The following is a 22459-nucleotide window of genomic DNA, read 5'->3' on the forward strand; positions in this document are numbered from 1 at the left end:
GTCAGCGGTCCTCGTCGTTGGCTACGGCAGCCGGGGCGCCGGCGCGTGCGCCGCCGGGAATGAGCGCCGGATCACCGACGAGCGCATACTCGTTGACAAGCTTCTTCTCCAGCGGACTGGCGATCAGGTGCTCGGGGGCGTAGAAGTTCGACTCCTGATACGGATCCTCGGAGGTGGTGGTGTCGCCCGCGCGCACGGCACGCACCATGGTGATGGCAGCGCACAGCATGACGAAGACGACGAGCGCGAGGAACACGACCGACAGCGTTCCCTGGATCATGGTGTTGCGGATAATGGCGCGCTGCACACTGATCGCCTCCGCGTCAGTGAGCGCGGGCAGCAGCGCCCGGGCGTCGCGCCACTGCTGGAAGTAGCCCACCTGCGGATCGGTGGAGAAGATCTTCTGCCACGACGCCGTGAAGGTGACGGCCGTGTCGAAGGCCAGCGGGATCGCGGGGATCCACGCGTACTTCAGCCGGCCCTTGCGCACCGTCATCACCAGGCACAGCAGTAGGGCGATCGCCGCGATGAGCTGGTTGGCGATGCCGAACAGCGGGTAGAGCGTCTGGATGCCGCCGCGCGGGTCGGTCACGCCCATGAGCAGCAGCGAGCCCCAGGCCGCCACGACGACTCCGGTGGTCACCCACGCCCCAACGTGCCAGGACGGGTCACGGAACTTCGGCCAGATGTTGCCCAGGGCGTCACCGAGCTGGAAGCGGGCCACGCGGGTGACGGCGTCGACGGCGGAAAGAATGAACAGCGCCTCGAACATGATGGCGAAGTGGTACCAGAAGCCCATCATCGTCCGGCCACCGCCGATCTGGTGGAGGATGTGCGACATGCCGACGCTCAGCGTGGGGGCGCCACCGGTGCGGGAGATGATGCTCGGCTCGCCGACGTCGGAGGCCACCTGCTCCAGCGCCTCGGCGCCCGTGTACGTCTTCGGATTGCCGTTCTCGTCCCAGGAGTCCCACACCGGAACCAGCGAGTCCCCGTGGGCGTCGGTCACCTGGAGGTTGGCGACGGCGGCCGCGGCGACCTCCTCGCGGTTGGACGCCGTGGCGACGACGTCGTCGCCGGCGAGTGCGTTCATGGTGGCGGCGGAGGTGTTCATGGAGAAGTAGATGCCCGGGCTCAGCGAGACCGCGGCTGCCAGGGCCATGATCGCGACGAAGGACTCCATGAGCATGCCGGCGTAGCCGATCATGCGGACCTGGCTCTCCTTCTGGATCATCTTCGGGCTGGTGCCGGAGGACACGGTGGCGTGCATGCCGGACAGGGCGCCGCAGGCGATGGTGATGAACAGGAAGGGGAAGAGCTGGCCTGCGAACACGGGGCCGTCGGTGTTAAGGGCGAACTCGGAGACGGCGGCCATCTCCACCAGGGGCCGCACAATGATGATGCCGACGGCCAGGACCGCGATGGTGCCGACCTTCATGAAGGTGGACAGGTAGTCGCGCGGAGTGAGCAGCACCCACACGGGCAGGACGGCCGCGAGGAAGCCGTAGACGATCATGCACCACACCAGGGTGGTGGGCGACAGGTGCAGGTACTGGCCGAAGGAGGACTCCGCGACCCAGCGTCCGGCGATGATGACGCCGATGAGCACGGCGAAGCCGACGAGCGAGACCTGGGTGATGCGGCCGGGCTGGACGAAGCGCAGCCACAGGCCCATGCAGATGGCGATCGGAATGGTGCAGCCGACGGAGAAGACGCCCCAGGGGGACTCGGCGAGCGCATTGACGCACACCATCGCCAGCACCGCCAGCACAATCATCAGCATGACCAGGACGACCACCGTGGCCACGGTGCCGCCGACGCGGCCGATCTCGTCGGTCGCCATCTGCCCCAGGGAGCGGCCACCGCGGCGCATGGAGAAGAACAGCACCAGCATGTCCTGCACCGCGCCGGCGACGATCACGCCGAGGATGATCCACAGCGTGCCCGGCAGGTAGCCCATCTGGGCGGCCAGGACGGGGCCGACCAGCGGGCCGGCGCCGGCGATGGCGGCGAAGTGGTGCCCGTACAGGACGACGCGGTGGGTGGGGTCGAAGTCGCGGCCGTTGTTAATGCGTTCGGCCGGAGTCGCGTTGGTGTCATCGGGCCGCATGATGGTGCGCTGGATGTACAGGGCGTAGAAGCGGTAGCCGATGGCGTAGGTGCAGATCGCGGTGACCACGAACCAGATCGTGTTGACGCTCTCGCCGCGCGCCACGGCGAGCATCCACCACCCCAGCACGCCCAGGGCGGTGATTGCGACCCACAGGGCGATCTTCTTCGGGGTCCATTTGGTGTGCGGCTTGATACCCACGGGGACGCCCTGGTGGTTGCGGATAACCAGGTGCTCTTCCTCGGGGCTGTAAGTGGGGAGAGCAGGGGCTACTGAGGTTTCCATACGGGTGGCTCATCATTGAGGAGGGACAGGTGCGCAGCGGGCCAGGGAGGGTCCGTACCCGGGAAGCCTAGTTCCCGTGGGGGCGGGGCGGCAATAGCCGTCCGAGGCGGCGTTGAGTGCCGCTACGGAATCCCAGTCGTGACCACGGCCGTGCAAGGGCTGACCGCCCAGCAGCGCGGCTGGCGCCGCCCCGCTGCCCCGCTGCGGCGGTGCGTTCGCCGACTAGCCTGGGGGCGTGCCAGACTTCCTCGCCGCCGTCGTCGACGTGCTCGCCTCCGCGCCGATCCTGACCGTCTTCCTGGTGATCGGTGTGGGTACGGCCGTCGGACAGATCCCCTTCGGGCCGATCCGCTTCGGAGCCGCCGGGGCGCTGTTCGTCGGCCTGGCCGTCGGTGCCCTGGACCCGAGCCTGGGGGAGAACCTCACCCTGCTGCGCAGCCTCGGCCTGGGGCTGTTCTGCTACACCGTCGGCATCGGCGCCGGCAGTACGTTCTTCCGCAATCTGCGCCGGCAGCTGCCGCTTATGGCACTGTGCGTGGTGGCGCTCGTGCTCGCCGGAGGAGCCGGGGCGGTGTACGCCCACCTGACCGGCATCAGCCCGGCCATGGACGCCGGCGCCTACGCGGGCGCCCTGACCAGTCCCGTCCTGGACTCCGCGATCGAGGCCGCCGGCAGCCAGGAGCCCGCCGTCGGCTACGCCCTGGCCTACCCGGTGGGCGTGGCCGTCGCCATCCTCATCGTCGCCCTGGTCATTGGCCGCGACTGGCCGGGGCGCCGCGACCCCCGGCCGGCCTCCGCCGATGGACTGGCCGCCACCAGCGTGTTCCTGCTGCGCCGCGTTGCGCTGAGCGATCTGGAGGCCTTCCAGCGCAACCGCATCCGCATCTCCTACCTGGAGCGCGATGGCGCCACGCGGGTGGTCTCCCCCGACGAGGAGCTGCTGCCGGGCGACAAGGTGGTGATCGTCGGCGCCCCGGCGGCCCTCGAGGACGCCATTCATGAGCTCGGCACCGGGTATGACCGCTGCCTGGCCAAGGACCGCACGGTCGTCGACTACCGGCGCCTGACCGTCTCCTCCACCCGCGTGGCCGGGCGCACGATCGGCGAGCTGGACATGCACGGACGCTTCCGGGGCGTCATCACGCGGGTGCGGCGAGGCGACCTGGACCTGCTCGCAAATGACGACCTGGTGCTCGAGCTCGGGGACCGGGTGCTGGCCGTGGTTCCTTCCGGAGACCTGGAGCGGGCCGCCGACTACTTCGGCGACTCGGAGAAGTCCATCGCCCAGATCGATGCCTTCTCCGTAGGGGTCGGCATGGCACTGGGCGCATTGGCCGGGCTCGCTGCGATCCCGCTGCCCGGCGGCATAACGCTGCGGCTGGGGGTGGCGGCGGGGCCGCTCGTGGTCGGTATGGTGCTGGGGCGGCTGGGTCGCACCGGCCCCTTCATCTGGCAGCTGCCGCACGCCGCCAACGCCACCATCCGCCAGCTTGGGCTGCTGTTCTTCCTGGCCGCCATTGGGCTGGCCTCCGGGCCGGACTTCGCCGCCTCCGCATTTTCTGTGACGGGGCTGGCAGTGGGAGGGCTGGCCGCGCTCATCGTGGTGGTCAGCGCGGTGGTGCTGCTGGCCGGTGCCCGCCGGGTGGGGCTGAGCGCGCCGCGCGCCGCCGGCGCCCTGGCGGGGCTAGTGGGCCAGCCCGCAATCCTCGCCTTCGCCCTGTCCAAGCGGGATGACGAACGGGTGGAGGCAGGCTATGCGACCCTGTTCGCGCTGGCGATCATCGTCAAGATCGTCATGGTGCAGGTGCTGGTGGCGGTGTAGCGCTGGGCGGGAGCGGGAGCCGGGAAGCACGTGGAACTTCCCGCATAAACGGACGTGGTGGCTTCCGTACAACTGTCGGCTCGTGCCGCGGGCGTCTGGCTCCCCGGGCGCGGCTCGCGCCGCTCAGCCCAGCGCCGCCAGCACCACGGCGGCCGAGCGGGCAGCCGCCTCGTCGGCGCCGATGTGGAAGTCCTGGCCGGCCTGCGGGCCGCACAGGTCCGAGACCCCGCGGATCGAGGCGAAGGGGATGGCCGCGGCGTGTGCCACCTGTGCCAGGGCCGTCGATTCCATGTCGGTGCTGATCGCCTGCGGGAAGCGCTCGCGGGTGGTGCCCACGTTAGCGGCGGTGACAAAGGAGCCGCCGGCCAGCATCTGGCCCACGTGGATATGGGCGGCGCCCGCGCTGGGCGTCGCGGCGCGCAGGGCAGTTGCGGCCGCTCCGGTGCGTGCCACCAGACCCGGATCACCGGTGAAGGTGGCGGGTTGCCCCGGGGTCTGGCCCGGTGCATAGCCGAAGGCGGTGGCGTCAACGTCGGTGTAGGCCAGGTTGGCGGACACGCACACGTCACCGACCTCAACCTCTCGGCCCAGGCCGCCGGTGGTACCCGCGGAGATGATGAGTCCCGTGTTCACCTGCGTCAGCACCGTCGCCAGTGCGCTCGCGGACGCCACCAGCCCGATGCCCGAGCGCACCAGGAGCAGTTCCCGGCCCCCGCCCAGGTCCAGCGGCCAGGCCTCGGCACCGCCCGGAAGATGCGGGGCGGTCGCGTCTACTAGCCGCGGCAGACGATCCAGGAAGGGGTGTGCCTCCTCCGGCATCGCCACCACGACCACGGCGGCCACCCGGCGGCGGTCCGCCTGCGGCACATGACTTGGAATCGCGCTCATACCCCGAGCTTAAACGGCCAGAGTGTCCATCTCTCGCCACTTTCACGGATGCGGGGAGTTTCGTAGATGTCGTATACCGCCTCTGACCTGGGCAAACAGTGGTGCCGCTCTTGCGGCAGAGGCCGCGCCAGCGGCAAAGTGGCGAGAGATGGACACTTTCTACGGTCTGCTGGCACAGTCGGGCCACCAGCCCAGGCGCTGTGCTACGGGCCGCACCAGTTCGACAGTCTGATGGGCGAGTACCTGGCGGGCGGTCAGTCGTAGTGGTGTGTAGCCGTGCGCGATGAGCCACTGGTCGCGATGGCGGTCATGCTCCCAGTCCGCCCGCTGGCTGTGGAACTCGTGTCCGTCGGTTTCAATGTCTAACCGCCCCAGCAGCAGGTCCAGCTCCCCGATGGGCAGCTCAGCGCCGGCCTCGGGTGTGGCGCCGGCTTCCTCAAGTTCGTAGCGCGCAATGGTCTCCAGCGGCGAGCGTGCCTTGGGATTGGCCCGGTTCAGCAGCTGTCGAAGTTGGCCATTACGGTTGCCACGCAGCCTGGCGTGCATCTGCTCCCTGGCAATCATGCCCCCACGTAATGCCGCATCTAGTGCGATGAGTGCATCCAGTGGCTCCACGCACCGCATGAAGGCAATGAGCATGGTTTCCACGTCGGCGTACGGCGATGCCGCCGGGTCTACTTGCAGACCGGGGACGTGATGGCAGACAGTGCGTAGGGGAATGGAGGGCGGTGTTCCCGAAACGAGGACATGGACTCGGGGCCCAGGCCGGTTCCGGACTGGAAGTCCACAGGCTTCGACGGCATGAAAGCAGCCGATGAGCCCACCCACCTGACGCGCGACAATGATCTCCCGCTTCACTCCGGGAAGGGCGATCACGCGCCCCGGGTGCTCCCTGACCAGACCTTCATCCACCATGCGGGCGATAGCCCTGCGATCTGAACGATCAGCAGCGAGGTGGCGCGTTTTGGCAGCGCCATGGGCCTTAGCCAGCCTATGCAGGATCTGTTCCCGCCTGTCCGCGTACCTCATGGAGTGAGCATCGGTCGGCGGGTGACAGTCGGCAATGACTAATCCGCGACCTGTGGATAACTGACGGTCACGCACGGGATATCCACAGGAGCTCGCGGTTCCGGCAGCTGCCTGCGCCCTTGGGTGGCAGGCGTATCCGACTGCGAGCGAGAACCCTATGCCCCGGTGGGTGCACCGGACAAAAATGTCCATCTCTCGCCACTTTCACGGATGCGGGGAGGTTCGCACATGTCGTGTACCGCCTCTTACCAGGGCAAACAGCGCTGCCGCGCCCAGGGTGGAGGCCGCGCCGGCGGGCAAAGTGGCGAGAGACGGACACTTCAGCACCGCCGAGCCGGGCGTGGCCACGGGGTGAGTGGCGTCCGGTGGTGCGTGCTGGAGTAGGCGGCGCGCGGCACTCACTGCGCGAACACGGTCTCCCACTGATCGCGCTTGGCCAGGAAGCCGCGGACCGCCTCCTGGGCCGCCTCCAGGGAGTGGTTGGCGCCCCATCCACACTGCACCTCATTAGCTGCCGGAACCTCGGTTGCGGCCAGGATGTCCTGGAAGGTCGCCTCCAGCAGCGGCAGGAAGTCCTCCGGCTCCAGGCCCAGGGTCAACGCGTAGAAGCCGGTCTGGCAGCCCATGGGCCCCCAGTCGATCAACCGGTCGGTGTGGTTGCGCATGAGCTCGGCCGTCAGGTGCTCGATCGAGTGCACGGCCCGCATCTCCAGGTGCTCGCGGTTGGGTTGGCAGAAGCGCACGTCGTACTTGACCAGCTCGTCCCCGCCCGGTAGGCGCTTGCGGTCCGCAATGCGCACGAAGGGCGCCGCCACTTTGGTGTGGTCGAGGTTGAAGGACTCCACGTTCATACGGTGCTTGTCCATGCCTTCAGACTAGCCGCATCTTCGGGGAACAATTGGGCCATGAGCCTACCCCTCGCCCGCATCGTCGCCGGTCCTGCCAACGCTCCCACCCTTGTGCTACTCCATGGAATCACCGGATCCGCCGTCTCACAAGCAGAAGCCATCGACCACTGGGTTGGCCGTGGCTACCGGGTCGTTGCGGCGGACGCCCGCGGGCACGGCCTGTCCCCGCGCTGGACAACAGCCGAGTTGGATCGGGCGGGAGAAGTGCTGGTGGAGGACGTCATCAGCCTGCTGGAGGAGCTCATTCCCGCAGTGCCTGGAATACCCGCGTTACCGGCGGTCGGCGACGCAACTCGTGAGTTCTGCGGCGCATCGCGCGTCAGTCCCTCTGTCGCGGCCAAGGCGGTGAACCCGGTGGCGGGAGAGTCGGGAGAATCTGAAACGACGCCTGCCGCGCCAGGCTCCCGCCCGGTCCTCATCGGCCACTCCATGGGGGCGGCCACCGCGATGGTGGTGGCCGTGCGCCGCCCGGACCTGGTAAGCGGCGCAGTACTACTGGACCCGGCCCGTTACGGCTCACGCAGCCCACAGGAGCTGCGTGAGCGTGGCGCTGCCCGCAAGCGCGCCCGCGCTGCCGACCTCGCTGATCTGCCCGGCGCCGTTGCGCGTGCCCTGGCTAATCCGGAGATTCCAGATGGCGAGGCCGTGGCCGGTGTGTGGGCCGGCCAGCGGGTTGATCCATCCCTCCTGGACACCGGAGTAGTTGCGCCACCGGTGCCGTGGGAGGAGGCGATGGCCGATTTGGCGGTGCCTACGCTCCTGGTCACCGGCGACCGCCCCGGATCGGCGCGCGTGGGCCCCGTCGGCTTGGACCGGCTCGCTCGCATCGCCAACCCGAGGATTGAGACCGCGCTGCTTGCGGGCGCGGGACATGACGTGCGGCGCACCCGGCCCGCGGAGTTCTGGGCGGCTGTGGATTCCTGGCTGGACCGGTTGTTCGGTGCGGGGGGAGCAATAGTGCTTAACGCCTGAAGAGTCGACTCCGCGGGTGGGCGTGTGCAGCCCCGCGTGATCGCCCAGGGCCGCCTACACCAGCGTCGACTCCGCGGGTGGGCGTGCGCAGCGGTGTCTGGGACTCGATAAAAATCGCTGACTATCGCCTAGGATCTCCTTTACCCCGCAAAGATGTCGGGACACTCCGGACACCGGGTGCCACGAGGAGGATCCATGCCCGCGCGCACACGTCCAGCCGCCAATCGACCACGTCCTCGTGTTCCCGACCGCCTTGAGCCGCTGACACCCAAGCAGGTCATCGGCCTACTGCTTGCCGTCGCGGTCTTCGCGGCACCGCTGCTGGTAGACATCCCGGACCTGGACCCGATGGGTGAGCGGATGCTGTCGATCTTCCTGCTCGCCATCGTGCTGTGGGTTACTGAGGCGATCCCCCTGGTAGCCACCGCCGTGCTGGTCATCGGACTGGAAGTACTGCTCATCTCCGATCAGGCGGTCCTGCCGGTTCCCGAGGATGCCACCGCCTACTCGAGCTTCTTCGCGGCCCTGGCCAACCCGGTCATCGTCCTGTTCCTGGGGGGCTTCTTGATCGCTGACGGGTCGGAGAAGTTCCACCTGGACAAGAACCTCGCCGCCGTACTGATCAAGCCATTCACCGGCTCCGCCCGCCGCACCGTGCTCGGGCTGATGGTGATTACCGCCGTGCTGAGCATGTTCATGTCGAATACGGCCACCACCGCCACCATGTTCGCTGTGGTCATCCCCGTGCTCGGTGCCCTGCCGGAGGGGCGGCCCCGTACCGGTCTGGCGCTGTCGATACCGGTGGCGGCGAACGTCGGTGGTATGGGCACACCCGTGGGCACACCCCCTAACGCCATCGCCCTGGGCGCCTTGGCGGAGGCCGGCCACGCCGTCAGCTTCCTGGACTGGATGCTCATGGCCATTCCGCTGATGCTCGTTATCCTGCTGGCCGCTTGGCTGCTGATCTGCGCGGTGTTCCTGCCCGGCGGAATGGCCATACAACTGGACATGCGAGCCGAGTGGTACACCGACCGCCGCGCTGTCATGTTCTATGTAATCGCCGGTGCCACCATCCTGCTGTGGATGACCGAGTCGCTGCACGGGCTGAGCGCGAACGTGGTCGGCTTCCTGGCGATCGTGGCGATGCTCGTCACCCGGGTAATGACCGGCAAGGACCTGGCTGGACTGTCCTGGGACGTGCTGTGGCTGGTTTCGGGCGGCATCGCACTGGGTGACGGCGTGGGCGCCACCGGTCTGGACAAGTGGATCCTGAACCTGTTCAACTGGACTGCGATGCCGTCCCTGGCCGTGTTGGTGCTGATGGGGGCGCTCGGCCTGGCCCTGTCCAATGTCATCTCCAACTCCGCCGCCTGTAACCTGCTGGTGCCGCTGGCTATGGGCCTGGCCACGGGGATCGATGGACTGGAGCCGGTCACTATAGCCGTGGTGCTGGCGCTGGCCTGCTCGCTGGGCATGAGCCTGCCGATCTCCACCCCGCCCAACGCGATTGCCTACGCCACCGGGGAGATCGCCACGGGTGACATGGCCCGGGTCGGCATCATCATTGGCGTGATCGGCACCATGATCCTGGTTACGCTCATGCCCCTGGCCTGGTCGGCGATGGGAATGCTATGACTCAAGAACCCGGTGCCGTAGGTCCCTCGTCCGCCGCTGCCGAAGACTACGACCGGTTGGTGGTTGCTGTCGTGTCACCAAGCTCGCTGGGCACCCAGGCGGCCCACGAGGTCACCCCGGCGGTGCACGCCCTGGCCGACGTCGTGCGTGTACGTACTCTGGCGGAACTACTCCGGTGGGCGGGCACAGAACGCCCAGGTCCTGTTCAAGAGCCGCCGCCTTCCGCGGGCGACGGCGCCGCCCCGGAGGTTGCCGGCCGCACGGCCCCGGCTACGGTGGCGCTGATCGTCGCCACCGACGAGGTCGGCAGCCTCGACGACGTCGCCGCCGCGGTGGCGCATTACCCCGCCCTGGAATCGGCTCGCATGGTACTGCTGACCGAGCGCGCCGAGCTACACAACCTCGGCCGTGCCATAGATGAGGACCTGGTGCGCGAGGTGATTGCGGTGCCCTGGACGCCCGGAGCTATTGGGGAGCGTGCCCGGGCGCAGATCCGCCGCTGGATGCGCGACCACCTGCCCGATGATGATCCTCGGAGGCGTGACGGAAACGGGGGGCACTCGCCGCTGCTGGAGGCGCTCACGCGTCATTCCGATGCGCTTACCGCAGAGCTCATTACGGCCTGCGAACAGGTCCTCGGGCCGCGTCCGCGCCTGCGGCTGCCCGCAGGGGTGCGGCTGACTCATCAGGGGCAGATCGTGGACGGGGTGTACGTGGTGGTGAGCGGGTCGGTGGCGCTGACCCGGCACACCCGAGTAGGTGAGGTCACTCTGCACCATGCCACCACGGGCCGCATCATCGGCCTGGTGTCCCTGGCCAGTCATGGACGCGCCTTTGTCACGGCCACCACCACCACTGATGTGGAGCTGATCCTGCTGTCTATCGAGCAGCTGGACCGGGCGCTGCGGGAGAACGAGGTCACCGAGCAGCTGCTGGCCGCCCTGATCATTCGCTCGCTGACCAAGCGGCTGGCGCGTTCGGAGATCCTGCAGGTGGAGAAGATCGAACTGGCGGCGGCACTGGACGCCGAGCGCCTGCAGGTGCAGGAGGCGCTTACGGCTCTGGAGCAGGCACGCCTGGAGCTGCTGGCCCAGGAGCGCTTCGCCACCTTGGGGGAGCTGGCCGCCGGCGTGGCCCATGAGCTGAATAATCCGGTGGCTGCGCTGCAGCGCGCCAACGACCACTTGCATGAGGACTTGGCCGCAGTGCTGGCTACGCACCCTGATGGGGAGACGATCAGCCGGGTGGCCGTCGCCGCGCGCACACGGCCCGCCGCGTCTACGCGTGCAGAGCGGGCTGCCCGTAAGCGGCTGGAGGAAACCGTCGGGGATCGGGAACTGGCGCGCCGACTGGTTGCCGCCGGGGTTGACGCCGACGCGGATCCCGGTGCTGTGCGTGCGCTGGCTGCGGACCCTCAACGCCTGGCTACGGTGGAGGCGGCTGCGGCCATAGGCCGCGCCGAACGAAACATGCAGCTGGCAACTAAACGTATTAGCGGCCTGGTTGCGAGCCTGTCCACCTACGTGCGCCCGGACGGCGAGGACATGGTTGACGTCGACTTGCGGGAGGTGGTTGAGGACGCTCTGCGGCTTACCGCGCATCGCCTGGAGGGGGTGGAGATTCAGCGGGACTACCCCACCGAGCCGGGCGTGCTTCCGCCGGTGCCCGGTCATGTTGGCGAGCTGGTCCAGGTGTGGACAAACATCTTCGCTAACTCCGCCGATGCCCTGGCTGCCCAGGCGAAGGACGCCGTTCAGGCCGGAAGGGACCCGCAGCCAGGCCGGGTCGCGGTGCGCATCGGCCCGGTGGCCGGGGGCGTGCGCGTGCAGGTGCAGGACAATGGTCCGGGCATCGATCCGGATATTTTGCCGCGCATTTTTGAGCCCCGGTTCACCACCAAGCACGGCCAGGTGCGCTATGGGCTCGGGCTCGGCATGGGGTTGGCCAAGAGCGTGGTGGATGCGCACCGCGGCTCTATCACGGTGGACTCCCAGCCCGGCCGTACCCGTGTGACGGTGGTGCTGCCGGTTAACCCGGCGGTGGTGCGGGGGGACAGGGCCGTCGGGCCGGATGCCCCCGGGGCAGGGTTACGTAAGGTCGGGGTCGGGCATTCACATGGAGAGAAGTCGCGTGACGACTTTCAGTCACTCAAGGGGAAGCAATGAAACTGGTCATCCTGGTGGTCGAAGATGAGCCTGAGGTCCGTGACGCCGTCGTCGGGGACCTGGCGCCGTTCGCCTCGGCTGTGCGTATAGAGCCGGCCGAGGACGTTGCGGATGCCTGGGAGGCGGTTGCGGATGTCGATGACGACGGCGATCTGCTCGCGCTGGTACTTGCTGATCACCGCATGCCGGGGCGTAGCGGTGTGGACATGCTGGTAGAGATGAACACCGATGAGCGTACCGCTGCCGCGCGGAAGGTGCTGGTCACCGGGCAGGCGGACCAGGCCGATACGATTCGTGCGGTCAATGACGCCGGCCTGGACCACTACATCGCCAAGCCGTGGCAGCCCGCTGTGCTGGAGCAGGTGGTGCGTGATCAGCTGACTGACTTCGTGCTTGAGGCGGGCATCGATCCGCTGCCGCATATGCGTGCCCTTGATCGGGTGCGGGCCCTGGAGGCGGTGCGCTGAGGCGCGCAGCAACAGTGGTGTGACTCGCGGTCCCGGCCCGTCGGGTGTGCGCGGGGGTGGCCCCGTGTGAGGATGAACTTATGAGTGACGTACGCCAGGCGGTGACCGGCCGCTCGCAGGGCGAGTCAATCGCCTTCATAATCGCAGTACTCGTTGTCGGCTGTGCGGGCCTGTACTACATCGGATCACTCTTCGGTCCGGCTTTCTTCGCCCTGACGCTGGTGATCACCGTACGCCCACTGGTGTCCTGGGCGACCCGGCGGCACGTGCCCAGGCCGTTGGCGGCAGTAATCGCCATCCTGATTATCTTCGCGTTCGTCATAGGACTGTTCGCGGCCCTGGCGATTGCTATCGTGCAGCTGATTGAGACCCTGCCCAACTACTCCGCGCAGTTCACCTCGATCTGGGACAGCATGCGCTCCCTGCTGGAGCGACTGGGCGTTGACGAGTCCACTCTTATCGATCAGGTGTCGCAGTCGGTGGACCCCAGCCGGATTGTCTCCCTGGCGCAGAGCCTGCTCGGGCAGCTGTCCAACCTGGGGTCGGTGCTGAGCGTACTGGTGCTGACTGTCGTGTTCCTGATGTTCGACACGGCCCGTATTGAGGTACGTTCACGCGCCCTGAGTCGACTGCGGCCGGGCATTGCGGCGGCTCTGGGCGGTTTCGCCTCATCGGTGCGCTCTTACTGGCTGGTGTCTACCATCTTCGGCTTGATCGTCGCAGTGCTGGACGTGATCGCGTTGTGGTTCTTGGACGTGCCGATGGCGGTCACCTGGGGCGTGCTGTCATTCATCACTAACTACATACCGAACATCGGCTTCATCCTGGGCTTGATTCCGCCGGCTCTGATCGGTCTGGTCGACTCCGGGCCGTGGACCGCGCTGTGGGTGGTGGTCGCCTACAGTCTGCTGAACTTTGTCATCCAGTCGCTCATCCAGCCGAAGTTCACCGGTGACGCGGTGGGACTGAACACGACCACGACCTTCCTGTCCCTGCTGTTCTGGAGTCAGATCGTTGGTGCGCTCGGCACTATTCTGGCGGTGCCGCTGACCCTGTTCGTCAAGGCGCTACTGGTGGACTCCGATCCGCGCTCGCGGTGGGTGAACATCTTCCTTTCGGCCGGAGACACCGATGCCGACGAGTCTGAAGACGCCACTCGCCGGGATGCCGGCGATCGTGACTCCTCCGGCTCAACTTCCAAGGGCCGGGAGGCCGTGGTGACCAGTGAGGGTGAAACCACGGCAGGGACTGAACCGGCCTGTTAGCGGTTCCCATGGTTTTCACAGCTTCAGCGGAGCGGCTTTTCAGATGCGGCGGGTTATATGAGTTCTGCCGCCGGACGAGGCGGGCCGCGAGGGTTGGGGAACCCGATGACCGGCCCGGTTCGAGGTCGGTCCGGGTACTAGGGAGCCCGGGCCGGGCGCTCCGGCGAAGGAGGGCGCTCCCCCGGATGTGGGAACCCGGGCGCGGAGCCCCTCACTGACGAAGGCCCTCGGGCCGGGCAGGCGCCCGCCCGGGGGCCTCGCCATCTTCTGGTTATCAGAGCGAATGCGTGTGTGGTTCGGGCGTAGTGCTTTTGGCCGGCGTGTCGCGGGGGCTTGGCGTCAACCTCCCCGGTTTGGCCGGGCTCCTTCAGTTGGGCCGCGTTCTTGCGCTTGGACCGTCTGAGAGTGCCTGCCAGGCGGTCCAAACTGACGCAGGTGCCTCTCAGCGCTCGGCGTGACCGTGAATGAACGGCGTGAGTCGGCCTAGCACCCCGTCAACGTGCGGCGCCTCCAAGTGCACGTGGGAGAAGCCCGCGTGGTTGATTGTGTCGGCTGTGTCCCGGCACGGGTCGCATCCGTGATCAAGCAGGCGGGTGATCGGGCTTGCGAACCTCTGGATGCGGCGAGCAGCCGACCCGGGCGCGGCGGCTACGTGCTCGTAGAACACCAGCACGCCCCCGGGGCGCAGCACCCTGACGGTCTCGGTCAGGGCGAGCTCCGGGTCGGCCACCGAGCACAGAACGGTGGAACAGATGACCGCGTCGACGCTGGCGTCCTCCACGGGCATCCGTTCTGCGGGTGCCGTCAGCAACCGAGAGCGGGGTCTGGACTTCACTGCGGCCGCCAACCTACGCCCCGGTGCGGGTTCTAGTGCCAGCCAGTGGACTGCGGGATGCAGCATTGATGCGGCCGTTCCGTTGCCCGCGCCCATGTCGAGGATCGTGCCGCTCAGAGCGGGCAGGACCCGCTGCTGCCATTGCTCCCGTCCGAGCACGGCCGACGATGACGGTCCCACAACGCTCATGTCGCCACCCTACCGTTACTGGCAGTGCGTGCCCCGCTCGGTCCGCCAGGCTCACGGGCACGCTTATGCCCTCGACGTCGGTGAGTCATCGGTCTAGTCCTCGGTGGGGTCGGTGGGGGTTGGTGCGGGGTCTGGTTGTGGGGGTGGTTTTGTGGGGTGGTGGTTTGCGCAGCCCGGCTGAGACTGGTTGTGGGAAGGAGATGCGGCGTAAGGCGGCCTTGTCGGGGTTCCCGCCGGGGCTGGGTGCCGACGGCGAGGGGGGCGGGTTAGCCGCAGCGGGTCCGGACTGCTGGCGGACCTGGGGGGCCTGCTGTACCGGAGTTGTAGGAGATTGCGCACGCGGCTTCCTGGTCTGGGATGATGTGGGTGGTTGCCAGGGAAGACGGTCGGCGGCGATGTCGGAGGCTATTTTGGTGGGGGTCCAGGGTGGTGCTCTGGGGCTGGTGGCCGCTCGCTGTGCTTGTGAGCGGGGTTGCAGTAGCGCCTGGCCGCTGCGCAGCTGCTTGGTGAGCCTGGGGGAGTCGGTCAGTACTGCTCGCATCAGGATGCGTACGCCGGGGCGCTGCTCGGCGGGGATGGCCAGGGCGGCTTGTTCGAGTGCGGTGGCCATGGACTTGCCCTGGGAGCCGATGGAGGAGTTGACCGGCTTGTGCCCCATCGACGGGTGTCCGCTAGCGCTCATCCCGGGTTGGGAGGGGCCGAAGGTGATCTGGTCGGACTCGTGCAGCACCACCAGGGCATCATTGATCTCATCGCGCTTTTCCTCAGCATCCTGCTTAGAGAAGTCATACTCGTCCACCAGTTCGCGCATGACCTGGTTCATGAAGTTCTCGCGGGCTTTTCTGGTGGCCTCGGACATGGGCTCGCGGCCTTGTTCCCGGTAGGTGCGGATGCCCTCTAGCAGGCGCTGGGCGGACAGGAGTGACAGGGCTGAGAGTTGGCGGTCTAGTTGGCGGGTGAACTCCTGGGGCTCCGCCCTGGTGCCAGGTCCGCGCCCGGTGTGGAAGAAGACCTCCACCGGTTCCCTGGAGTGCCAGGGCAGTGGGCTGGTCGGAGCCGCGGCATCCCCCTCCCACACCAGCACATCCCTGCCACCGGCGCGCCCCGGGGTAAACATATCCGCAGCCGGCAAGCCTGTGCCGGTGTTGTTGGCAAGGATGGGGTTGTCGGGGTGTATGGGCATCAGGAGTCGGCCTCCGAGGTGCTGGTGTCCCCGTCTTGGTCATCGGCGCTACCGCCGCCGTTGTTGGTGGTGTTGGCGATGCCTGCGGCTATGCCGGAGACTGCGTCGGAGAAGTCCTCTACTAGTTGGTGTTCTTGGGCTTGGGCGAGGAAGGTCAGGTGGGCTGTCGCGTCCTCGATGCCCATCTGGCTGGTGCTGGCCTTGCCGGTGAAGCAGTATGCGGGGGTCAGCCCGTAGACCTGGCCCGGGCCCAGGATGCCCAGGTGCTCGATGGCCCAGTCCACCAGCAGCTGCCCGGTGTCATCATCCTCGAACGTATCCTCCCGTGCCGACACCAGCGTGGTGCAGCCCTTGCGCTCGCGCATCACCGGGTCGGATATCTTGCGGGCGTTGCCGGCGTTTGGTCGTATCCAGCCCAGGGTGGGGGTGATGGTGAGTGCGGGGCCGGAGACCTCCCCCCACAGATCCATGTCGCCCATGGCGGTGCGCGACAGGCACCACCACTTCTGCTCGGGGAAGGGCACCTCGGTGTTCTCTAGCCAGGCGTCCACCACTGGCTGCCACTGCAGGGGGTCGGTGAACCACCAGCGCCCGTCCCCGAAGCCGTCGAAGCCGAAGCGGCGCCACAGCTGCAGCACCGAGGCCGGAAGCACGTCCTTGAACCGCCCCAGGTGCTCCCGGCTGGCCGGGCGACCCGCCCCCATCGGCGACCAGCCGTTGTACTCCAGCTCTTCGTCCATCCTGGCGTCCACCCACTGCGGGGTGGCGTGCAGCCACGCCTCATGCCAGGCGGCTTTGTCCATACCTGCAATCATGAACCGAACCCTACCTAACTAGTAACGCTAAGGTCTCATCGGCCCTGCGCCGCTGCTACCGCCGCCGTTGTCACAGGCCCCGCGCAACCGCCGCCGCAGCTCCCAGCCAAGCCCGCTGCGTAACGGGCCTGAGCGAGCCGTACCGGAGCACGCCGTCGACCATGGCGGGGTCATAGGGAATGGTGCGTGCCTCGCGCGCCAGGTCGCGGTAGCCGTTGACGACGCGTTCAATGTCATTGCCCCGGGCGCGAGGGTCCGCCTGGGTGACTACGACCACCGCTTGCCGGGCGAGGTCGGCGCCGTGCTGGTCCCGGTTGGTGAGGGCCTCGAGCAGTAGGGCGCCGGCTTCGGCGTGGTCGTCACGGGTGGTAGTAGCGACCACCAGCTGGTCGGTGTGGTCGATCATCCGCAGCCACATGGGGTCGGATTCGTCGTTGCCCGAGTCGACGAAGATCAGCCGGTAGTACTTTGAGGCGACCTGATGGATTGCATCCACATCCGAGGCGTCCACGCGCTGGTCCGCCGATAGGGCGGTGGGCTTGGAGCGAAGCACGTCAAAGCGGTCTCGGGTTTGGTGATGCACGAAGTGGGCGAGATCGGCGGACTGGGCTCCGGTGCCCAGGAGCCGGTCAACCTGGGGCAGCAGTTCCAGGACGGTGGCGTCGTGTGGTCCTTGCTCGGTGCGCCATCCCAGGGTTCCCCGGGTCTGGTTGTTGTCCCAGGTAAGCACACCGGCACCGCCGTAGCGGGCGAACACCGCGGCGAGTAGCACGGTAGTCGGGGTCTTGCCGGCTCCTCCCTTGGCGTTGACTATCGCGATCGTGCGCGGACCTGGCCAGTGCTGGCTGACTGCCTGCACATCGGCCCGTTCGGCACGCTCGGTCTCGCTGGGGCCCACGCGGATTCCTAGCCGTGCGGCAACTCCTCGCCATCCCTGCGTCGCGGGCTCCTCGGTCTGCTCCCGCACCAGGAAGGACTGCCGCGGTCGCGGTGCCTGTTGAGGAGCGGGAGAGACGGGCATTGATGGGGCGGGCGGCTGAGTCAATGCCTCAGGCGGGGACGCCGGCTCGGGTTGTGTATGTGGAACCGTTGTCTGTTGAGACGTTGGTTCCACTTGAGCTGTCGGTTCCGACGCGGTTTGAGGGCGTGAGTGTGGCCGGGCCGGTGTGGTTGGGTCGTTCTCGACGACGCCGTCGGCGTGGATGATCAGGGGCCATTGACCGTCCGGATCGTTGGTCACGGCTCGCAGCGGGCGGCCGAGTTGTGCGGCGTGCTGCGCGATCAGCGCGATCACTTCGGGACGAGCGGCGTCGATGCTGTCGGCGGCAAAATGATGTGCCCGTCCACCGATTGACACTTCTGCCGTGCCATCGGCGTTAATGATCGCCTCCACGCGCGGCCAGTCGGCGGGTTTAGTTTGTTCAGTCATAGTCTTGTCTCCGTTCCGTCGTTATCAGTCGCCCAGCGTTACTCCGACTTGGGCCATGTAGGGCACCGGGTCAGTGGGGGAACCGTCCAGGTGGACTTCGAAGTGCAGGTGGCATCCGGTGGAGTTCCCGGAGGAGCCGACCAGCCCGATTTGTTGGCCGGCAGTCACCTTGTCGCCCGCCCTGACCTGGATGCCGTTCTCGTACATGTGCAGGTACGAAGTCTCCACGCCGCCGCCGTGATCGATGGTGATTATGCCCGTGCCATCCACCATTCCCGCCACGGTGACGGTTCCGGACTGGGCGGCCCATATGGGGCCGCCGCAGCCGCCGCCACCTAGGTCGGTGCCGGCGTGTAGGCGATAGACACCGGTAACCGGATTAACGCGCATGCCGTACGAGCTGGTCACCGGGCCTGCGCCGGGCGAGGCCCAACCGTCATGACTCACCGTGGTGGTCGAGGTCGTGCTGCTCTTGGTGGTGCAGGAATCGTCTGCTGCGGGGACGCTGACCTCTCCTGAGACGTCTAGTGACAGGTGTACGTGGTCCATGTGGTTCTGGGTGTCGCTACCACGGTCTTCCATCAACTTCCATGCGTCGGGTGGATCCCCGGCCATCCAGATCCGCTGTTGCCAGATGATGTAGTAGACCGTGAGGCTTTCGGCGTTCTCCTGCAGGTAGGCGGCCAAACGGTCACCCACGGCCTTGCCGTCGGGAAGGTCGTTGATCATGAAGTCCAGAGCGCGGCCGGCGGGGTGACCGTAGGTCATGTCGTCGTAGGGGCTCGTCGCATCTCGATATCCGCCTACGGTCTTGATGCCGAACATCGGCCCGACCTTGTTCGCAACAATCGCCGTCTGCGGCTGAACGTCGCCGAGGGCGTACTGGTTGGAGCCCTGGGCGGCTTCGGCGGCGTTGATGCCCTGGACGCCGCTGAGGCCCTCGACGACGGTGACGGCGGCCGGCCAGTGAGACTCGTAGACATACGGGTTGGCGTTGGCCTGGACGCGGTGTGCTACGAGCGTGGGCGCAAGTGACTCACGGTCGTCAATACTTTGGAGCACCCTGAAGAAGTATGTGGCGGAGGTGTACGGGTCCATCCGGTCCTCCTCGCTGCCCCAGGCGCCGTTGGCGCGCTGCTGGAACAGACCGCGGGAGTCCGGGCCCACTGCGTCCCCGTAATCGAGCACCATCAGTCCTGACTCGGCCATGGCAGTCATCACGCCGATGGTCTGGTCTCGTGTGGTCAGCCCGAGGTCATGTCCGGCCTGGATGATGTAGGCGGCGTTGACGAGTTGCTCGTGACCGTATCCGGCTATTGGCCCCTCCGGTACCGAGCCGAGGTTGACTGATCCGCCCGCCTGTGAGCTCACCGGAGTGCAGGTGTCTGAGTCGTCGTCTCCGCCCAGCAGCACAATACTGATGATCAGGGGCAGAACCATAACCGGTACCAGGCAGACGATGATGAGAGCGGTAGTCGACTTCTGGTCCACTACTGCTACGCCTCTTCGACCGGCACGATGCGATTGGCCAGCCACGGGGCGCTGCCGCTGGTGCGGATTACCAGGACGTCGTAGCGGCCGGCGTCGGTGGGAATCTTCACAGTCGCCACATAGGCGCTGGCGTCCTCAATGATGGATCCGGAGCCGGTCAGCTCGTGCACGGGGATGTTCGCGGGGTCGACGTACACGTAGACTTCGGCGGCCTCCTGGGTTAGGTGCGGGTCCAGGCCTGCCCACCAGGTGTCATAGTCGAGTTCCGGGTGTGCGAACGCTTCCAGGGCCGCCTCTGCCGCGTCGATCGCAGCCTCGCGCGAAGCATCGTCCCACACGGCGGGGTCTGGGGATATTGTCTGGCCGGTGTCCTCGTCAACCGAACCCTCGGGGGCGAGAGTGAACTGACTCGGATCGGGGCGCTTGAAATCGGTCGCGGTGGCAGAGGGCGATGTCGGTACCGGCGTGGTCGCTGTGGAGCTGGACGTTGCCTCAGGTGGGGCATCCGTACTGCATCCGGAGACGATGGCCGCTAACGCCGCAAGCGGCAGCAGCAGGCGCGAAGGGGTCCATGTCAGTTCTCCCATGCGTGATCCTCCCTGTGGCTGCGCGGACTGGCCGTTGGGGCGCCGAGGCTGTCCGCATGCTGGTTGGCGCAAGTTGGCGCTACGATATCTGGGTAACGTTGTGCTATAGCAAACTATATTACAGTGATCTTGTCAACCTTGTTGTTATTTGGCGGAGTGTGTACACTCGCTGCCGTCACCCCGCTACGTTGGTCGAATCATTACCGAGGAGACATGTTCCTGTGCCGTACACTACCAACCCGTGGCTCGCGCAGAAGAAGCCCGATCCAGAGCCGGAAGCGCCGGTTTCGGACGTGACTCCTGCGCTCACTGGGCCTGCCGCTCCGCAGGAACACGTGTCTGCGCCCGAGCATGGTCGGCTCCCATCCTGTGACCGCCCGGGTGACGTCGCTCTGTGGTGGGTGGGGGCGCACGGAGGAGCAGGCGAGTCGACCCTGTCCGCGCTGGTGCCCGAGTGGCGGGGCGGCGGACACTGCTGGCCCCGGCCGCCGGACAACGAGCGTGCGCGCGTGGTGCTCGTGTCGCGGTCCAGCGCTTACGGACTGCAGGCTGCTCAGAGCGCAGCTACCCAGTGGGCTGCGGGTGCAGTCCCGTATGTTGAGCTCCTCGGTCTGGTGATTATCGCCGATGCACCGGGCCGGCTGCCGCGACCGTTGCGGGACCTCGCGCAGGTGGTAGGTGGCGGTGTGCCCCGTGCCTGGCAGTTGCCCTGGGTGGAGGCCTGGAGATTGGGAGAGCCGCCCGAGCAGACGGAGTCGCCTCGAGCTGTGCGGCGGCTCATCAAGGACTTGCACCTGCTGATCAACACAACCGATGTGGACGCCGATGGCGTCGGCAAACGAAAGGAACACTGATGGTTATTGCACATGTCACACAGGTCATGACCGAGGCCATGTTGTCACTGCCTCTCGATCTTCCTGATCCGGAGCCGGTCCAGCCGCCTGGCACCGAGGGCTTCACCTCGATCATGGGGTGGGCCAAGTGGATCGCCCTGGCGGTATGCATACTCGGCTTGTTCGTTGCCGGTGCGCTGATGGCAATTCAGTCGCGTCGGGGCGAGGGCGGAGAACACGTTGGCAAGATCGGTATGGCGCTCGGAGGCGTTATCGTGATCTCTGCGGCCGCTTCGCTCGTCGGGTTCCTCGTCAGTTAAGGGGCAGGCCAGCTCAGAGGAAGCCGAAGGCGCCGGCGTCTCCGGCGCGAGCGTGTGCGGACTGTCCGGTGGAGTCATGGGGCAGGCTCGCCTTGCGAAGGCGATCGACGTCGACTACTCGGAAGACCAAGGAGACATTGCCTGTCCCGTCTCTGAGCAATACGGTCTCAGTGCCACTGCTGGTTCCGGCTATCGCTGTTGTTTTCAACGATCCACCGGGGTGACGCCATCGATCATCTATTCTCTAATTTGGGAGGGCGGGGAATGGAAGGCCGACGCCAGCGTAACTGCGCCGTTTATTCTTGCGGCGCTTCCCGCTGCGTCGGGGTATATCACGTGGCGGCGTGATCTCATCATTAGCCCTGAGTTGAGTATGGTGAGCGGACACAACTCATGAGCCCTGTCCGCCTGAATACAGGACTATGAGCGAGGAGTTAAGTACAGTGACGAATGAAAATAACAACGCAAAGAACAGCGAGCACGGTGCGTTCGGCCGGCCGGGGTTCATCGCTGCCGCGCTGGTAGTCGTGTTGATCGCGGTGCTTGGGATCGTGGTGGGCGTGACCAATGTGCTGCGTGACGACCCCGCGCCGGAGAGCGCCTCGGCGGTATCGACAACATTGGCGCCAACGCCCTTTGCGTCCCCGGAGCCTCCGGCAAGCAACGAGGATTCAGCCAGCACGAGCGTGTGCGGGCTAACTGGTGAAGTGACGGAGCGTGCCCGCCTCGCGAAGGCGCCCGACGTTGACTACTGGGACTATCAGGGTTCTGCGGCGTATCCTGTGTCGGCGCAATATGGTCCTGCGGCGACCGCCGATGCCGGCTATCGGTACTGTTTCCAGCGTTCGCCAGAAGGTGCGGTTTATGCTGCTGCTTATGCGTCGATTATTGGTGCCGATCCGGATGTGGCAAGGCAGTTCTTGGATTATTTTATCGCTCCGGGGCCATATCGAGATCAACAGCTGTCTGAAGACTTGTCGGAGGATGACGGCTCCGCGGAGACCGGACGGCTGCGTATAGCGGGATTTCGGTTGCTCTCCTATGATGGGAATGAGGCCAAAGTTGACGTTGCGGTGGCAGTTTCTCTTCAAGGGCAGTCTTTTTATATGTCGGTAATTGCTCCACTTGTGTGGTCGGAGGGAGATTGGAAACTGCCCTCTGACGCGGAGGATGTAGGTAGCGCAGAACGTATACCTGATATCACAGGTTATATTTCATGGAGTCAGTGACA

The 22459-nt window shown here is 66.6% G+C and carries 21 protein-coding genes; 11 read left to right on the forward strand and 10 right to left on the reverse strand.

All coding sequences use genetic code 11. The features are described 5' to 3' along the window. Window position 1 precedes the first annotated feature (1 nt). Window positions 2-2395, reverse strand: coding sequence for a carbon starvation CstA family protein (locus GZ997_RS05535; RefSeq protein WP_162679171.1), 2394 nt, complete (start codon window positions 2393-2395; stop codon window positions 2-4). Between the two features lie 235 nt (window positions 2396-2630). Between GZ997_RS05535 and GZ997_RS05540 the strand changes: the two genes are divergently transcribed. Beyond that, window positions 2631-4217, forward strand: coding sequence for a TrkA C-terminal domain-containing protein (locus GZ997_RS05540; RefSeq protein ID WP_162679172.1), 1587 nt, complete (start codon window positions 2631-2633; stop codon window positions 4215-4217). Between the two features lie 123 nt (window positions 4218-4340). On the opposite strand, the gene mtnN is transcribed toward GZ997_RS05540, so the two are convergent. Both mtnN and GZ997_RS05550 read right to left on the reverse strand, forming a co-directional pair. After that, window positions 4341-5105: a 5'-methylthioadenosine/S-adenosylhomocysteine nucleosidase gene (mtnN, locus tag GZ997_RS05545; RefSeq protein WP_238994289.1), complete on the reverse strand. Its 765-nt coding sequence runs from the start codon at window positions 5103-5105 to the stop codon at window positions 4341-4343. A 159-nt stretch (window positions 5106-5264) separates the two neighbouring features. Next, window positions 5265-5669 carry a DUF559 domain-containing protein gene (locus GZ997_RS05550; RefSeq protein WP_162679173.1) on the reverse strand — a complete coding sequence of 135 codons (405 nt, stop codon included), beginning with the start codon at window positions 5667-5669 and terminating at the stop codon, window positions 5265-5267. 237 nt (window positions 5670-5906) lie between these two features. Between GZ997_RS05550 and GZ997_RS05555 the strand changes: the two genes are divergently transcribed. Beyond that, window positions 5907-6044: a hypothetical protein gene (locus tag GZ997_RS05555; RefSeq protein WP_161923220.1), complete on the forward strand. Its 138-nt coding sequence runs from the start codon at window positions 5907-5909 to the stop codon at window positions 6042-6044. Between the two features lie 488 nt (window positions 6045-6532). On the opposite strand, the gene GZ997_RS05560 is transcribed toward GZ997_RS05555, so the two are convergent. Then, on the reverse strand, window positions 6533-7000 hold the full coding sequence (locus tag GZ997_RS05560; RefSeq protein WP_162679174.1) for an S-ribosylhomocysteine lyase: 468 nt from the start codon (window positions 6998-7000) through the stop codon (window positions 6533-6535). A 39-nt stretch (window positions 7001-7039) separates the two neighbouring features. Here GZ997_RS05560 and GZ997_RS05565 point away from each other — a divergent pair, with 39 nt between their 5' ends. The 5 genes from GZ997_RS05565 to GZ997_RS05585 all read left to right on the forward strand — a co-directional run bounded on the left by GZ997_RS05565 (window position 7040) and on the right by GZ997_RS05585 (window position 13546). Further along, window positions 7040-8014 (forward strand): alpha/beta fold hydrolase, encoded by a 975-nt coding sequence (locus GZ997_RS05565; protein WP_162679175.1) that lies wholly within the window; start codon window positions 7040-7042, stop codon window positions 8012-8014. 195 nt (window positions 8015-8209) lie between these two features. After that, window positions 8210-9649 carry a DASS family sodium-coupled anion symporter gene (locus GZ997_RS05570; protein ID WP_162679176.1) on the forward strand — a complete coding sequence of 480 codons (1440 nt, stop codon included), beginning with the start codon at window positions 8210-8212 and terminating at the stop codon, window positions 9647-9649. After that, a complete protein-coding gene (locus GZ997_RS12925; protein WP_162679177.1) occupies window positions 9646-11814 on the forward strand; it encodes an ATP-binding protein in 2169 nt (722 codons plus the stop codon). The genes GZ997_RS05570 and GZ997_RS12925 overlap by 4 nt, the downstream gene beginning before the upstream one ends. Next, the gene (locus GZ997_RS05580; protein WP_161923225.1) at window positions 11811-12281 is read left to right on the forward strand and encodes a response regulator; all 471 of its coding nucleotides are present in this window, start codon (window positions 11811-11813) and stop codon (window positions 12279-12281) included. The genes GZ997_RS12925 and GZ997_RS05580 overlap by 4 nt, the downstream gene beginning before the upstream one ends. Before the next feature lie 80 nt (window positions 12282-12361). Continuing rightward, entirely contained in the window at window positions 12362-13546 is a 1185-nt protein-coding gene (locus GZ997_RS05585; protein ID WP_161923226.1) for an AI-2E family transporter, read from the forward strand. Between the two features lie 442 nt (window positions 13547-13988). Here GZ997_RS05585 and GZ997_RS05590 read toward each other — a convergent pair whose 3' ends face one another. The 4 genes from GZ997_RS05590 to GZ997_RS05605 all read right to left on the reverse strand — a co-directional run bounded on the left by GZ997_RS05590 (window position 13989) and on the right by GZ997_RS05605 (window position 17466). Beyond that, the gene (locus GZ997_RS05590) at window positions 13989-14570 is read right to left on the reverse strand and encodes a class I SAM-dependent methyltransferase (RefSeq protein ID WP_161923227.1); all 582 of its coding nucleotides are present in this window, start codon (window positions 14568-14570) and stop codon (window positions 13989-13991) included. Window positions 14571-14655: 85 nt separating this feature from the next. Further along, window positions 14656-15753, reverse strand: a complete 1098-nt coding sequence (locus GZ997_RS05595; protein WP_162679178.1) for a polymorphic toxin type 15 domain-containing protein — start codon at window positions 15751-15753, stop codon at window positions 14656-14658. Then, entirely contained in the window at window positions 15753-16556 is an 804-nt protein-coding gene (locus GZ997_RS05600) for a GAD-like domain-containing protein (RefSeq protein ID WP_162679179.1), read from the reverse strand. The genes GZ997_RS05595 and GZ997_RS05600 overlap by 1 nt, the downstream gene beginning before the upstream one ends. A gap of 82 nt (window positions 16557-16638) precedes the next feature. Then, entirely contained in the window at window positions 16639-17466 is an 828-nt protein-coding gene (locus GZ997_RS05605; RefSeq protein ID WP_343212282.1) for an AAA family ATPase, read from the reverse strand. A gap of 318 nt (window positions 17467-17784) precedes the next feature. Between GZ997_RS05605 and GZ997_RS12685 the strand changes: the two genes are divergently transcribed. Next, on the forward strand, window positions 17785-17922 hold the full coding sequence (locus tag GZ997_RS12685) for a hypothetical protein (RefSeq protein WP_219108301.1): 138 nt from the start codon (window positions 17785-17787) through the stop codon (window positions 17920-17922). A 99-nt stretch (window positions 17923-18021) separates the two neighbouring features. Here the strand turns inward: GZ997_RS12685 and GZ997_RS12420 are convergent, their stop codons facing one another. After that, window positions 18022-19488 carry a M23 family metallopeptidase gene (locus GZ997_RS12420; protein WP_343212283.1) on the reverse strand — a complete coding sequence of 489 codons (1467 nt, stop codon included), beginning with the start codon at window positions 19486-19488 and terminating at the stop codon, window positions 18022-18024. Between the two features lie 5 nt (window positions 19489-19493). Beyond that, the gene (locus GZ997_RS05615; protein ID WP_162679181.1) at window positions 19494-20075 is read right to left on the reverse strand and encodes a hypothetical protein; all 582 of its coding nucleotides are present in this window, start codon (window positions 20073-20075) and stop codon (window positions 19494-19496) included. 221 nt (window positions 20076-20296) lie between these two features. Here GZ997_RS05615 and GZ997_RS05620 point away from each other — a divergent pair, with 221 nt between their 5' ends. The 3 genes from GZ997_RS05620 to GZ997_RS05630 all read left to right on the forward strand — a co-directional run bounded on the left by GZ997_RS05620 (window position 20297) and on the right by GZ997_RS05630 (window position 22457). Next, window positions 20297-20929 carry a DUF6668 family protein gene (locus GZ997_RS05620; RefSeq protein ID WP_203234023.1) on the forward strand — a complete coding sequence of 211 codons (633 nt, stop codon included), beginning with the start codon at window positions 20297-20299 and terminating at the stop codon, window positions 20927-20929. Next, complete coding sequence (locus GZ997_RS05625; RefSeq protein WP_238994291.1) at window positions 20929-21228, forward strand: hypothetical protein; 300 nt, start codon at window positions 20929-20931, stop codon at window positions 21226-21228. The genes GZ997_RS05620 and GZ997_RS05625 overlap by 1 nt, the downstream gene beginning before the upstream one ends. A gap of 443 nt (window positions 21229-21671) precedes the next feature. After that, window positions 21672-22457 carry a hypothetical protein gene (locus GZ997_RS05630; protein ID WP_161923233.1) on the forward strand — a complete coding sequence of 262 codons (786 nt, stop codon included), beginning with the start codon at window positions 21672-21674 and terminating at the stop codon, window positions 22455-22457. Window positions 22458-22459: the final 2 nt, after the last annotated feature.

The organism is Actinomyces sp. 565 (assembly GCF_010365615.1).
Classification (GTDB): domain Bacteria; phylum Actinomycetota; class Actinomycetes; order Actinomycetales; family Actinomycetaceae; genus Actinomyces.

What these genes read in the sequence shown, in the direction of transcription:
- GZ997_RS05535 (WP_162679171.1), bottom strand. Translation starts at nt 2,395, where the DNA reads ATGGAAACCTCAGTAGCCCCTGCTCTCCCCACTTACAGCCCCGAGGAA.
- mtnN (WP_238994289.1), bottom strand. Translation starts at nt 5,105, where the DNA reads ATGAGCGCGATTCCAAGTCATGTGCCGCAGGCGGACCGCCGCCGGGTG.
- GZ997_RS05550 (WP_162679173.1), bottom strand. Translation starts at nt 5,669, where the DNA reads ATGATTGCCAGGGAGCAGATGCACGCCAGGCTGCGTGGCAACCGTAAT.
- GZ997_RS05555 (WP_161923220.1), top strand. Translation starts at nt 5,907, where the DNA reads ATGAAAGCAGCCGATGAGCCCACCCACCTGACGCGCGACAATGATCTC.
- GZ997_RS05560 (WP_162679174.1), bottom strand. Translation starts at nt 7,000, where the DNA reads ATGGACAAGCACCGTATGAACGTGGAGTCCTTCAACCTCGACCACACC.
- GZ997_RS05565 (WP_162679175.1), top strand. Translation starts at nt 7,040, where the DNA reads ATGAGCCTACCCCTCGCCCGCATCGTCGCCGGTCCTGCCAACGCTCCC.
- GZ997_RS05570 (WP_162679176.1), top strand. Translation starts at nt 8,210, where the DNA reads ATGCCCGCGCGCACACGTCCAGCCGCCAATCGACCACGTCCTCGTGTT.
- GZ997_RS12925 (WP_162679177.1), top strand. Translation starts at nt 9,646, where the DNA reads ATGACTCAAGAACCCGGTGCCGTAGGTCCCTCGTCCGCCGCTGCCGAA.
- GZ997_RS05580 (WP_161923225.1), top strand. Translation starts at nt 11,811, where the DNA reads ATGAAACTGGTCATCCTGGTGGTCGAAGATGAGCCTGAGGTCCGTGAC.
- GZ997_RS05585 (WP_161923226.1), top strand. Translation starts at nt 12,362, where the DNA reads ATGAGTGACGTACGCCAGGCGGTGACCGGCCGCTCGCAGGGCGAGTCA.
- GZ997_RS05590 (WP_161923227.1), bottom strand. Translation starts at nt 14,570, where the DNA reads ATGAGCGTTGTGGGACCGTCATCGTCGGCCGTGCTCGGACGGGAGCAA.
- GZ997_RS05595 (WP_162679178.1), bottom strand. Translation starts at nt 15,753, where the DNA reads ATGCCCATACACCCCGACAACCCCATCCTTGCCAACAACACCGGCACA.
- GZ997_RS05600 (WP_162679179.1), bottom strand. Translation starts at nt 16,556, where the DNA reads ATGGACAAAGCCGCCTGGCATGAGGCGTGGCTGCACGCCACCCCGCAG.
- GZ997_RS05615 (WP_162679181.1), bottom strand. Translation starts at nt 20,075, where the DNA reads ATGGGAGAACTGACATGGACCCCTTCGCGCCTGCTGCTGCCGCTTGCG.
- GZ997_RS05625 (WP_238994291.1), top strand. Translation starts at nt 20,929, where the DNA reads ATGGTTATTGCACATGTCACACAGGTCATGACCGAGGCCATGTTGTCA.